This window comes from Staphylococcus sp. HMSC055C03 (assembly GCF_001809385.1).
In the GTDB taxonomy this organism is placed as follows: Bacteria; Bacillota; Bacilli; order Staphylococcales; family Staphylococcaceae; genus Staphylococcus; species Staphylococcus simulans.
Genome location: NZ_KV797486.1, coordinates 30,401 through 42,769 on the forward strand (window position 1 = coordinate 30,401; position 12,369 = coordinate 42,769).

Here is a 12,369-nt window from a genome sequence, read left to right on the forward strand (position 1 = left end):
TTTTAGAATTATGATCTTTTAGAATGAAGTAGAATACATAACAAGACCCAAGGTCCCTAAAGTCCCTAAAAAGTCCCTAAACTTTGAAAAACTATGATAGTCTATGAAAGTGCAATAAGCTATAAACCGCATGGTTAAGGGATTTTAATAATCTATGAAATTAAAAAGTATTCTCACAAGGCAAAAATCATTTAATTTACAAACATGCGATCAGCACATTCACACAAGAACCATCAGTGGTTGAGTAATTTGTTCGTTTGTTTAATTCTAAAACCCAATCATCAGGAAAAAACATCATGTAACGGTTAGATTGCATATAATCTCACAATAGATGAATCATGTTGAACTGAGTTTTAGTACAAATTTATTTATTTAATTAATTGGTATAGGTAAAAAACACGAAGAGCAGCGTCTGGTATTAAGTGATACAACTTAATGCATAGTCGTTGCTTTTTTAATCATTCAATACATAAAAAGACCGTCTTTTAATCATATAGTACATGGTTATAAGACGGTCTTTATTGTTCATTATAATAGTTCTTCGATATCTGATTTGATTTGACTTGGATTTTTTTGTGGTGAGAAACGATTGACTACATTGCCATCTCTATCTATTAAGAATTTAGTGAAATTCCATTTGATTTTACTATTGAAAAATCCATCTTGTTGTTCTGTTAAGTATTGATAAAGTGGATGTTGTTCAGGTCCGTTCACTTTAATTTTTTCGTGCATTGGGAAAGTTACCCCATAATTAATTTTACAATTTTGCATGGCTTCTTGACCGTTACCAGGTTCTTGCTTGCCAAATTGGTTACAAGGGAATCCTAATACGACAAAGCCTTGATCTTGGTATTGTTCGTAAAGCTCTTGCAAGCCTTCAAACTGTGGCGTAAAGCCACATTGACTCGCTGTGTTGACGATTAACATGACCTTTCCTTTGTATTGATCTAGTTGATAGGTTGTGCCATCGGTTTTTGTAACTTCAATATCATATATGCTCATGTTTTCTTCACCTCGATGTCCCAAACTTAACACATTTCGCCTGAATAGTCTTTAGATATGCTCTATGATAAAATGGAATAGATTACTAGTAGATTGAATAAACATTCAAAATGACCGTAAAATGAATTTAAGGAGGATACATTTTTGCCTCAAGAGAGAATATTTGATACAGAAGAAGCGGTAGAAAAAGCATTATTAATCGGGGTCGATGCATATGATGAAAAACAATTCGATTTCCGTGAAACCATGGATGAATTAAAAGCACTTGCTGAAACATGCCGATTAGATGTTTTAGGTGAAATTACACAACAAAAAGACCGCATTGAAGATAAATCGTATGTTGGTAAAGGTAAATTACAAGAAATTAAAGATTATGTAGAAATGTATGATGTCGATGTCGTTGTAGCCAATGATGAACTGACAACTGCACAATCTAAAAGTCTGAATGATAATTTAGGTATTAAAATTATAGATAGAACCCAATTAATATTAGAAATTTTCGCGATGCGCGCAAGCAGTAAGGAAGGTAAACTGCAAGTTGAATTAGCACAACTTGATTATTTAATGCCACGTCTGCAAGGTCATGGTAAAAGTTTATCTAGACTTGGTGGCGGTATCGGAACAAGAGGTCCTGGTGAAACAAAATTAGAAACAGACAGACGTCATATTCGTCGCCGTATGAATGAAATCAAACACCAACTTCAAACTGTAGTCGAACATCGTGAACGCTATCGTTCTAAACGTAGACAAAATCATGTGTTCCAAGTAGCTTTAGTAGGTTATACGAACGCTGGTAAATCAACTTGGTTTAATATTTTAGCGGATGAATCTACTTATGAAAAAGATATTTTATTCGCTACATTGGATCCGAAAACACGCCAAATCCAAGTGAATGATGGTTATCATTTAATTATCTCTGATACAGTTGGTTTTATTCAGAAGTTACCGACTACGTTAATTGCCGCATTTAAATCCACATTAGAAGAAGCGCGCGATGCGGATTTACTACTTCACGTTGTTGACGCAAGTAATGAAGAATATCGTACGCAGTATGATACGGTTAACCGTATCATTGGCGATTTAGATATGGATAAGATTCCACAAGCAGTCATCTTTAATAAGAAAGACTTGAACGAAGGACCAACCCCTGCATCTCAATTGCCGAATGTATATGTTTCAGCACGTGATGAAGCGGATGAAGAAAAAGTAAGACAGTTATTAATAGACCAAGTAGAAAAACAAATGGAACCTTATGAAGAGACAGTTCCTGCAGATGATGCAGATCGTCTATACTTCTTAAAACGTCATACGTTGATTCATAAACTTGAATTTAACGAAGAAAATGAAAGTTATGAAGTAGAAGGTTATAGAAGAAAAGCAGAAGAAAATGGAGAGAAGTAAGCACCATGGATTTAGAACAAATTATTCAAGAAACAGAAACAGAATTACAACCTTATTTTAAAACAATTGAAGCTTGCGCTTATCGTAATCAAGCCAAAGTGTTAGATGCCTTTCACGCAGTTAAAGCGACAGAATCTGATTTGCAAGGGACAACAGGTTATGGTTATGACGACATCGGTCGTGACCATTTAGAAGAAATCTATGCGCATACGTTTAAAGCTGAAGATGCGTTAGTCAGACCGCAAATTATTTCTGGTACGCATGCGATTACTGTCGCTTTACAAGCCAATCTAAAACATGGTGATGAATTATTATATATTACCGGCAGCCCTTACGACACACTGTTAGAAGTCATCGGTGTCAATGGTAATGGTATCGGCAGTTTAAAAGAGAATGGCGTATTATATAACGAAGTCGCTTTAACAGAAACTGGACAAATTGATGTTCCTGCAGTACTGAATGCGATAAATGACCATACAAAAGTGATCGCAATACAACGTTCTAAAGGTTATGATCAACGCCCATCAATTATGGTGGATGAAATTAAACGTGCAGTGGCTGATATCAAAGCAGAACATCCTGATGTGATTGTCTTTGTAGATAATTGCTATGGAGAGTTTGTAGAAGATGAAGAGCCGATTGAAGCAGGTGCAGATATCATGGCAGGTTCACTTATTAAAAATCCAGGTGGCGGTTTGGCACGTATCGGCGGCTACATTGTTGGTAAAACAAATTTAATTGAACGTTGCGGTTATCGTTTGACTGCACCAGGTATTGGAAAAGAAGCCGGAGCTTCTTTAACTGAGCTGCCAAGCATGTATCAAGGCTTCTTCTTAGCGCCACATGTGGTTAGTCAAAGCTTGAAAGGTGCATTATTTACAAGTTTATTTCTAACGAAATTAAACATGAATACTGTACCGGCATTTGATACACCAAGAACGGATTTAATTCAAACTGTTCAATTTGATACAGCAGAACAAATGATTCGCTTCTGCCAATGTATTCAAGCCGCTTCACCTATCAACGCACACTTCAGTCCAGAGCCAAGTTATATGCCGGGCTATGAAGATGATGTGATTATGGCAGCTGGGACATTCGTACAAGGTTCATCTATTGAACTTTCAGCAGATGGTCCAATCAGACCGCCATATGAAGCTTATGTTCAAGGCGGCTTAACGTATGAACATGTTAAGTTGGCAGTCACAAGAGCTGTTCAACAAATGAATGAAGAAGGTCTTATCTAAAAAATAAAAAGTCGACATATTTTTTAGGCTTGGAGAGGTTTCCTATTGGCAATGTTTCGCGAAATGTTTTTATGGATTGTACTTTTAATTTTTAATATAATAAATACAATCTTATTGTTATTAAGTGGAAAATTACTATTTAACGTTCCTCTTTGGGTTGCTTGGTCTTTATGGGGTGCTGTCACACTTATAATTATTGGGTTAGTTGTTTTTAGAAAGATAATGCAAAGTAGATACTCTTCTTTAAATAGCAGTTTAAGATCATCAATTAAATTAAATGAAAACGAATATTTTTTTCAAACGCCTTTATATACTGTAGATAAACAAACCATTCATATATATGGTGAGAATAATATGACATACACCACAGTCTTTTATAATAACTTCCATAAATTAATAAGTATATTTGGTTTTCAACCAATTTACAGCATTTTTTTAAACTCTGAAAATATTAATGTGAAAGTAATACCAAAAAAGATATTAGAAATAAGACCTAAATATAATGTTTATATGAATGATAAACAGATCGGTACTTTTGAAATGAAAAGATTTTTAGATAGTGGAGGAAAACAACAACTTCCATATCAGATGAATTATGGTTCAGAACAGCTTTTAATGAAAAGTTCATATTTTAGCAAAAAGACAACGATTTTAAATAGTCGTAATGAAGTATTATTAGTTGCTGATAGAAGCTTATTTGATTTTTCAAAAAACCAAACAACGAAAAAACGAGGAGAACAACATCACTTACATTTAATTTGTGGAAATGTAAAAAAAGAAATATTAATAGCTATATACATACAAGCTATTATTAATAAACGAACTCAATGATGTGCACCCTAAAAGTTAGGTCTTAAATCTAACTATCGGGGTGTTTTTTTGAAAACACAGAAAAAATACTATGAAGTATATGAAATTTAAAAAATAAAAGATATAATAAAAATGAACATGTGAGAGAAAAAGAAGGTACATGAATCAACGAAGTGGAGGAGAACGTTATGGTTCTGACTTATCGTACCTTATTATTTGTCTTATCATTAATGATGTTGTTGTGTTTTGAAGCAAGTAAATCTTTAGGACCTGTATTTTTCTATTCGGTGTTAGGAATATATATGGTAGCAGTTTCTTTCATTTTGTATATACTTGGTAAGATAAAACGCAATAAAAGATTAAGATAGCAACAAAAAAGAGGCCAGTCGGCCTCTTTTTTTTATCCCTATTGTTTAGCACCTGTGTGCGTAGTGATTAATACAATTTCATGTATTGTTCGCGTTCCCACTCAGATACTTGTGTTCTATAGTAATCCCACTCAATTGATTTAGAGTTGATGAATTGATTATAAATGTGTGAACCTAAAGCATCTTTAACAATTTTGTTTTCACGCATTGCTTTTAATGCTGTGTAAAGTGTTGAAGGAAGATCTTCGATACCGATTGCTTCACGTTCGTCACGGTTCATTTCATAGATATTTTGGTTTACAGGTTCAGTAACTTTAAGTTTGTTTTTGATACCGTCTAAACCAGCTTCTAAGATTGCTGCTAAAGCCATGTATGGGTTAGCTGCTGGGTCAACTGAACGAACTTCTACACGTGTAGATAAACCACGTGAAGTTGGGACACGTACTAATGGAGAACGGTTTTTACCACTCCAAGCGATATAACATGGTGCTTCGTAACCTGGAACTAAACGTTTGTATGAGTTTACTAATGGGTTACATACAGCAGTGAATCCACGTGCGTTTTTCAAGATACCTGCGATGAATTGGTAAGCTTCTTCAGTCATTTGGTCACGACCATTTGGATCGAAGAATGCATTTTCTTTACCTTTGAATAAAGAAACGTTGAAGTGCATACCGCTTCCGTTTACACCAAATAATGGTTTTGGCATAAATGTCGCATGTAAGTTATGTTTACGTGCAATTGTTTTAACAACAAGTTTGAAAGTTTGGATGTTATCACATGCAGTGATGGCATCTGCGTATTTGAAGTCGATTTCATGTTGGCCAGGCGCAACTTCGTGGTGGCTGGCTTCAATGTCAAAGCCCATGTCTTCTAATTCTAATACGATATCACGACGGCAGTTTTCACCTAAGTCAGTAGGAGCTAAGTCAAAGTAACCGCCATGGTCATTTAATTCTAATGTTGGTTCGCCATATTCATCTAATTTGAATAAGAAGAATTCTGGTTCAGGCCCTAAGTTGAAATCAGTGAAGCCTAATTCTTCCATTTCGTTTAAGACACGTTTCAAGTTAGTACGTGGGTCACCAGCGAATGGTTTACCATCTGTACCGTATACGTCACAGATTAAACGTGCAACTTTACCTTGACTTGCTGTCCAAGGGAAGATAACCCAAGTGTCTAAGTCAGGGTGTAAATACATATCTGATTCTTCAATACGAACGAAACCTTCGATTGAAGATCCGTCGAACATCATTTCATTATCTAATACTTTTTCTAATTGACTTACAGGTACTTCAACATTTTTGATTGTTCCTAAAATGTCAGTGAATTGCAAGCGTAAATATCTTACGTTTTCTTCAGTAGCAAATCTGCGGATGTCATCTTTTGTAAATGTACGTTTTGCCATGTTTTAAATCCTCCAGTGAATTATTTGATAAAACGAGATAGGTCGCCTCGATTTATCGGGATAGCTTCCTGTTGCGGTTTCTGTGTTGCTTCAACGATAACGTGTTTTCTGATGGCTTTTTCATCAGTAGACAAATGTTGATTATCTTGATAAATGATTTGTTTGATTGCTTTTAGGTTAAACCCTTTTTCTAATAGGTGTTTGATTTCTAACAGGCGATCTAAATCATTCATCGAAAATAATCTTTTGTTACCGGGTGTTCTCTCTGGTTTAACGAGTCCATGTGCTTCGTAATACCGTACCTGTCTTGGTGTTAGCTCAGTCAATTGATTTACGACACTCATAGAGAAGACGGCCATGTTTCTGCGAAGTGCATCATTTGACATTTCTCCATCACCTCTATTTTTGAACTTGTTATTAACTTATCACAAATAAACCGAAATTACAAAAATATGTAAGGTTTCCTGACATCAGTATAAAAAGCCTTATATATCAAGGGTTCAACATGTCTTTTCTGATAATTCTAACAAATTAAAACACGAACCATTCAAAAATATTTCACATTTTCGTTCCGATTCACTGTGTTTTTACTTAAATAAGAGAGAATCTACTATGACTTTCTCTATGTAAAATTATACCTAAGTTGCGTTAGACATAAACATCTGACTAAATGAAATGTGAAATCAGACGTACTCAAGTACTGATATTTCAGTTGTTTATATGATGTCTTAAGCGATTATAAATGTTAAAATAGTTTTATCTTATTTATATTAAATGATAGACGTTTTAACTTACCATTAAATCAATGTAAGAGTTTAAAATGAATCGCAAGAATGGAGTTGAGACAATGATAGCCTTTTACGTACCAGGATTACTAGGTGATATATTGCTAGGCATATTTATCTTATTCACAATCTTGAATTTGATTGTTGCCTTTAATATCATCTTCTTGAAAAATAGGTCGACAAGTGCCACATGGGCTTGGTTGTTTATTTTATTTATCGCACCAGTGTTAGGTTTCTTCTTATACATTTTATTTGGAAGAGGCGTATCAAAGAAAAAGTTATACAAAGATTACAGAAAAGATATAGAACAATTTGATGATATTATCAATGAACAACGTTACCAAGTTCAACAAGATCAGATACAAAGTGATAATGAAATAGTTCAAAAACATCATGACTTAGTAAATATGCTGTTAACGAGACAACCTGCTTTCTTAACAGAAGGTAATGATATCGATGTGTTTGTCGATGGCCATAAATTATACGATCAAATGATTGAAGATATTAAAAAAGCGGAGTCTTTTATCCACTTAGAGTATTATGTATTTGAATTAGATGGTTTAGGCCATCGCATTATTGATGCTTTAGAAGAGCGTTTAGAAGCGGGTGTAGAGGTCTTATTATTATATGATGATATTGGCTCGAAAAAGTTAACCTTGCGCCAATTCAAGCGTTTTAGAAAGCTTGGTGGGCAAGTTGAAGCTTTCTTCGCAAGCAAACTGCCGTTAATCAACTTCAGAATTAATAACCGTAACCATAGAAAGATTGTTGTAATTGACGGTCAAATCGGTTACATCGGTGGTTTCAACGTTGGAGATGAATACTTAGGCTTAAGTAAAAAATTCGGTTATTGGAGAGATACACATGTCAGAATTAAAGGTTCTGCAGTGGATGCGTTAGAATTACGCTTTATGTTGGATTGGAATTCTCAATCTAAACGTCAAACGTTGCCATATAAACCTAAATACTTCCCAGTGAAAGAAGATGTAGGGGAAGCTTCTGTTCAGATTTGTTCAAGCGGCCCTGATGATAACTGGCATGAAATTGAATTCGGCTATACAAAAATGATTAACTCAGCTAAAAAATCGATTTATATGCAGAGTCCTTACTTCATTCCAGATAATTCTTATATCAATGCGTTGAAGATGGCCGCAAATTCAGGAGTAGACATTCACTTGATGATTCCTGATATGCCTGACCATCCGTTTGTATACTGGGCAACATATTATCATGCGGCAGAGCTATTAGACTCAGGTGTCAAAATCTATACGTATAATAATGGGTTTATCCATTCTAAAACGATGGTAATTGATGATGAAGTCGCTAGTGTCGGTTCAGCCAACATGGACTTCAGAAGCTTTGAATTAAACTTTGAAGTCAACGCTTTTATGTATAACAAAGAAATCGCTACAGAGTTACGTAAAGCGTTTGAACATGATATCACACTTTCAACAGAATTAACGAAAGCACGTTATGCGAATCGTTCATTCTGGATTAAAATGAAAGAGGGCTTCTCAAAACTGATTACACCAATTTTATAAGATAAGAAAAACTCGGAAGTGAGCTGTCTCATTTCCGAGTTTATTTATACTGTGTTATTTTCTTTTATTGTGTTTATCTCGATTCTGCTGGATGATAAATAAAATAAAACCGACGAGCATTCCCATTAAGATGCCAATAATTGCTGTGACTAGTAATGGAAACTCATATACATATTGCAAAATCAAGCCGACGATAATTGCGACTGCAACGGCAACAATCGTTACAATATTTTCTTTAATGGCTTGCATAGCGCGCCTCCTCATCAAATTCCTTGTTTCTATCATACCAAATTTTTGTGCATCAGAGAATTGACGCACCTATGAAAAAATAGGTATGATGAGTCGGTGATAACTTTAATCAAAGCAGGTGAAAATTTTTGAAACGTAAGTCTATGTCGTCAATCATTGTAATTGCAGTGATTGCTGTAATTGTTTTAGGTTTCCAATATTTTAATCATTCAGGTCCCTTTAAACAAAGCGGTGGAGAACAAGCGTCGACATCGATGGGGGATAAAGAAGCGGTTACTGTCAAACGTGTTATTGATGGTGACACCTTTATCGCAACAGATAAAGATAATCGTGAAATTAAAGTCAGAATGATTGGTATGGATACACCAGAAACAGTTAAACCTAATACACCTGTACAACCGTACGGGAAAGAGGCTTCAAACTATACCAAGAAGCATTTAAATAACCAAAAGGTTTATTTAGAATTTGATAAAGAGCCGAAAGATCAATATGGCCGCTATTTAGCTTATGTTTGGTTAGATGAGAACCATATGTTTAACGAAGAATTAGTTAAACAAGGACTTGCACGTGAAAAGTACTTTGCGCCGAATGGCAAGTACCGAGATGTGCTTAAAGATGCTGAACGAGAAGCGAAACAAAAACATTTAAATATTTGGAGTTAAAAAATAACGGACAAGCTGAATGTGCTTGTCCGTTATTTTAATTAAGGTTGATTGATGTAGCCCAGAATCTTTTCGCAATCTTGTTCAGTGATTTCATGTTTTGACTGCATAAATATATTGCGAATCGCATCTTTTAAGTCATGCTTAGAAGTTGCGGTCTCAACATATTTTTGACGTTCAGTCGGACCATCAATGATATTTACAGAACCGTCACTAAAGTATACTAAACCGACACTTGAAATTTTTTGATTGAAGTTCTTTTCGTAAGCATCTTTTAGTTCTTTAGAGTTCACAGAAGCTGTAAGGTACGGGTCATAGTCATAGAAATCAAAAGTGACACTGTTGCTTTTGACTTTTTCAGTGAACGTATAAATATCTTCTCTTGTTGACTGGAATTGACTTTGATATTGATCTGCGATGTAATGCCCGATAATTTGATCAATATCTTCTACATTTGTATCAATAGGTTTTTCAGGTTCAGCACTGAAATGATAAAATGTTTTTTCTTTCCAGTTCTTCACGTCGATATTTAACAACCCTTTATCTGTGATGACTACATAATCAAAAGTACGCAAGAAATCGAAGAGTGGATGTTTAACAGCAACATTGCCTGTTGAAACAATATGATAAAACTTAACTTCTCCATTTTCTTTTAAGCTTTGCATAACTTTCTCGATAGATTGTTTAGCTTTGCGTACACCATAATGATGTTGTTGTGTACCATCATTAATGATTTGATTTTTCAATGATGCGACTTCTGTACGTAAGGTGTTGACCTTGCTTACAAGTTGATTTTTTGAATAAATCTCTGTATCTAGTCGGTGCTGCATTAAGCTGCGTGATACAACAAGCGCAATGGCCAAAATCACGATGACAGCAACTAGAAGTAATATTAAATACATACCTATCATTCCTTACTCAATAAAAAGTAGTTAAATTTAAACATACCCTAATAATCTAACTCTTAGTGGTAAAAATCAATAATAAAGTCTTAACAAAATATTAATGTAACATTTATGACATATTATGATAATACTAAAAAAGTTCCAGACGAATATGTAGGAAATGTGTCTGGAACTTTAATCGTTAAATTCAATTTTAAGTGTTTGGTTTCAACTCAGCTTGGGAATCAATGAAATATCTTAAAAACTATTACGCTTTTGTATCTTGTAAGATAGATTTTTGTAAAGCGTCAAATTCCTCAAGCAGTTTCAATGCTTTTTTCGTTTGTGCGCTTGTAATAGTAATGAAAACTTTTCGTTCATCATCGATGCAGCGTTGCTTGCCGATGATTTTCATTTCCGTTAATGTGCTGAACGATTTATGAATTTCCATTAAACTGAAATTCATACCGTGTTTCACTTCAAGAAGAGGGATAAGTTTCTTTTGACGATCTAAAATGTGTTTTAAAAATAATAAATCGTTGAAACGTAAGTTATATTCCTGCTTCAAAGCTTTAATTAATTCTTTTCGATGCAATTCATAGTAAAAAATCGATTCTGTAGACTGTGTTTTTTCAGAATACATGATTTCACCTCGTGTTGTATTTATAATATCTTGCGTCTACATTATTATAATAAAAAAGTTATACTTTGAAAAGAGATATTCTTTAGTTTTAACTTAAATTATTGTATCTATTTTTAAAAATTCAATTAACGAATGAAAATAAAGTTTATAAATCCAATAGGGTTACTTGGTATAACAAAAGGAGTTTAAAAATTGTTCTCTATTATAAAGAATAAAACAGATTTATCAGACTTTTATAATAATATTCCTCCTAATGCAGTTATCGCATTAGATAATCATCCTATCTCTTATTATGTCTTAGACTGTTTGGCTGAACAGGAGAGACATGTTTCTGTTGTCACATTTTCCACTGATATTATGCAATATGTGTGTCAAAATACTTTTTCGAATATAATTTTTGCGCCAGGTAAAGTGGATTCAAGCTTACATATTATTACTGGTGATACAATGGTGGAATCATTTAAAACCCTTCAAATAGATGTCTATTTATGCGCAGCGAGTTACATAGATGAACAAGGTAGTTTATATCAAGTGCATTCAGAAATAGGGGCATTGCAAAAAACGTTGATCCAACAAGCGCGACACAGTTTTGTCGTTAATTATCCTGATTTTATAGAATCAAATCAGCGTTATATTCATATCGGATATGTAAATTAAATGATAGACAAGTAGTGAAACACACGCTAAAATGAATATGAATAGAGAGAAAATATAACCATTATTGTAAGCGCTTACTAGTAGGAGGTGTCAGAATGCAAAAGTCTAATAATGAAGATTTAAATTTCTTGGTTGATAGATTAATAGAGAATACCAATGATGAAATCAAATTTTTCGGAGAGACTGCAAAACTTTTATTCTTGAAAAATGAATTTATTATTAACGATACAGTAGATATTTGCGTAAAACGTAAGAACCTTACTAAAGTTTTAAAGAATATCCCGGATAATTATCGTATTCGATACATAGATTCAGAAGGGAATGTCAGTGAAAAATTAAGAGATACGAAATTCTCTCAACTAACACATTTAGAAGTAGAAATACATGGGCAAAGAATTATGACTATTTATATTTATGATGTACATAACAAAGAGTGGATGTTTAGATTCAACCACAACATTCGATTGCCTGAAAAACATATTTATTTCCATTCTTTACCTTGGGGCGTTGATTATATTAAACCAGAAATCGTTCTGATGTATGAGTTGCTGCAACCTTCAGTACATCGCAGTAGTTTTAACAACAAAGCTGTGATTGATGCATTGAGTTATTATCAATTCGTTATGTTACGCGTGGTCGTAGGTGAAGAACGTCTACATGATGCATTATACGCATCGTAAAAAGAACAAGAGCGTTGCTTAGTCGCAACACTCTT

13 protein-coding genes are annotated in these 12,369 nt (G+C 34.1%); 7 read left to right on the forward strand and 6 right to left on the reverse strand.

What is annotated here, in order from left to right; translation table 11 throughout:
* Positions 1–528 precede the first annotated feature (528 nt).
* On the reverse strand, positions 529–1,002 hold the full coding sequence (locus tag HMPREF2603_RS04505) for a glutathione peroxidase (protein ID WP_002480822.1): 474 nt from the start codon (positions 1,000–1,002) through the stop codon (positions 529–531).
* Between the two features lie 144 nt (positions 1,003–1,146).
* Here HMPREF2603_RS04505 and hflX point away from each other — a divergent pair, with 144 nt between their 5' ends.
* The 3 genes from hflX to HMPREF2603_RS04520 are packed head-to-tail and all read left to right on the forward strand — an operon-like array spanning position 1,147 to position 4,478.
* Positions 1,147–2,403, forward strand: a complete 1,257-nt coding sequence (hflX, locus tag HMPREF2603_RS04510; RefSeq protein WP_060804252.1) for a GTPase HflX — start codon at positions 1,147–1,149, stop codon at positions 2,401–2,403.
* 5 nt (positions 2,404–2,408) lie between these two features.
* Positions 2,409–3,647: a methionine gamma-lyase family protein gene (locus tag HMPREF2603_RS04515; protein WP_060804251.1), complete on the forward strand. Its 1,239-nt coding sequence runs from the start codon at positions 2,409–2,411 to the stop codon at positions 3,645–3,647.
* A 51-nt stretch (positions 3,648–3,698) separates the two neighbouring features.
* On the forward strand, positions 3,699–4,478 hold the full coding sequence (locus HMPREF2603_RS04520; protein ID WP_060804253.1) for a hypothetical protein: 780 nt from the start codon (positions 3,699–3,701) through the stop codon (positions 4,476–4,478).
* A 414-nt stretch (positions 4,479–4,892) separates the two neighbouring features.
* On the opposite strand, the gene glnA is transcribed toward HMPREF2603_RS04520, so the two are convergent.
* The gene (gene glnA / locus HMPREF2603_RS04525) at positions 4,893–6,233 is read right to left on the reverse strand and encodes a type I glutamate--ammonia ligase (protein WP_002480826.1); all 1,341 of its coding nucleotides are present in this window, start codon (positions 6,231–6,233) and stop codon (positions 4,893–4,895) included.
* A gap of 20 nt (positions 6,234–6,253) precedes the next feature.
* Complete coding sequence (locus HMPREF2603_RS04530) at positions 6,254–6,619, reverse strand: MerR family transcriptional regulator (protein WP_060804249.1); 366 nt, start codon at positions 6,617–6,619, stop codon at positions 6,254–6,256.
* 461 nt (positions 6,620–7,080) lie between these two features.
* Between HMPREF2603_RS04530 and cls the strand changes: the two genes are divergently transcribed.
* A complete protein-coding gene (gene cls, locus HMPREF2603_RS04535; RefSeq protein WP_023015266.1) occupies positions 7,081–8,559 on the forward strand; it encodes a cardiolipin synthase in 1,479 nt (492 codons plus the stop codon).
* A gap of 54 nt (positions 8,560–8,613) precedes the next feature.
* On the opposite strand, the gene HMPREF2603_RS04540 is transcribed toward cls, so the two are convergent.
* Entirely contained in the window at positions 8,614–8,808 is a 195-nt protein-coding gene (locus HMPREF2603_RS04540; RefSeq protein WP_023015265.1) for a hypothetical protein, read from the reverse strand.
* Positions 8,809–8,936: 128 nt separating this feature from the next.
* Here HMPREF2603_RS04540 and HMPREF2603_RS04545 point away from each other — a divergent pair, with 128 nt between their 5' ends.
* Positions 8,937–9,470 carry a thermonuclease NucI gene (locus tag HMPREF2603_RS04545; protein ID WP_002480830.1) on the forward strand — a complete coding sequence of 178 codons (534 nt, stop codon included), beginning with the start codon at positions 8,937–8,939 and terminating at the stop codon, positions 9,468–9,470.
* Between the two features lie 41 nt (positions 9,471–9,511).
* Here the strand turns inward: HMPREF2603_RS04545 and HMPREF2603_RS04550 are convergent, their stop codons facing one another.
* Entirely contained in the window at positions 9,512–10,372 is an 861-nt protein-coding gene (locus HMPREF2603_RS04550; protein WP_002480831.1) for a hypothetical protein, read from the reverse strand.
* 250 nt (positions 10,373–10,622) lie between these two features.
* Positions 10,623–10,997, reverse strand: a complete 375-nt coding sequence (locus tag HMPREF2603_RS04555; RefSeq protein ID WP_002480832.1) for a transcriptional regulator, SarA/Rot family — start codon at positions 10,995–10,997, stop codon at positions 10,623–10,625.
* A gap of 192 nt (positions 10,998–11,189) precedes the next feature.
* On the opposite strand from HMPREF2603_RS04555, the gene HMPREF2603_RS04560 reads away from it, so the two are divergent.
* Positions 11,190–11,654 (forward strand): sugar phosphate isomerase family, encoded by a 465-nt coding sequence (locus HMPREF2603_RS04560; RefSeq protein WP_060804248.1) that lies wholly within the window; start codon positions 11,190–11,192, stop codon positions 11,652–11,654.
* Positions 11,655–11,749: 95 nt separating this feature from the next.
* Entirely contained in the window at positions 11,750–12,334 is a 585-nt protein-coding gene (locus tag HMPREF2603_RS04565; protein ID WP_002480834.1) for a hypothetical protein, read from the forward strand.
* Positions 12,335–12,369 lie beyond the last annotated feature (35 nt).

Excerpts from the sequence above, each read along its gene's own strand:
- HMPREF2603_RS04505 (WP_002480822.1), bottom strand. The coding sequence starts at position 1,002 with ATGAGCATATATGATATTGAAGTTACAAAAACCGATGGCACAACCTAT.
- HMPREF2603_RS04515 (WP_060804251.1), top strand. The coding sequence starts at position 2,409 with ATGGATTTAGAACAAATTATTCAAGAAACAGAAACAGAATTACAACCT.
- HMPREF2603_RS04520 (WP_060804253.1), top strand. The coding sequence starts at position 3,699 with ATGTTTCGCGAAATGTTTTTATGGATTGTACTTTTAATTTTTAATATA.
- glnA (WP_002480826.1), bottom strand. The coding sequence starts at position 6,233 with ATGGCAAAACGTACATTTACAAAAGATGACATCCGCAGATTTGCTACT.
- HMPREF2603_RS04530 (WP_060804249.1), bottom strand. The coding sequence starts at position 6,619 with ATGTCAAATGATGCACTTCGCAGAAACATGGCCGTCTTCTCTATGAGT.
- cls (WP_023015266.1), top strand. The coding sequence starts at position 7,081 with ATGATAGCCTTTTACGTACCAGGATTACTAGGTGATATATTGCTAGGC.
- HMPREF2603_RS04540 (WP_023015265.1), bottom strand. The coding sequence starts at position 8,808 with ATGCAAGCCATTAAAGAAAATATTGTAACGATTGTTGCCGTTGCAGTC.
- HMPREF2603_RS04550 (WP_002480831.1), bottom strand. The coding sequence starts at position 10,372 with ATGTATTTAATATTACTTCTAGTTGCTGTCATCGTGATTTTGGCCATT.
- HMPREF2603_RS04555 (WP_002480832.1), bottom strand. The coding sequence starts at position 10,997 with ATGTATTCTGAAAAAACACAGTCTACAGAATCGATTTTTTACTATGAA.
- HMPREF2603_RS04565 (WP_002480834.1), top strand. The coding sequence starts at position 11,750 with ATGCAAAAGTCTAATAATGAAGATTTAAATTTCTTGGTTGATAGATTA.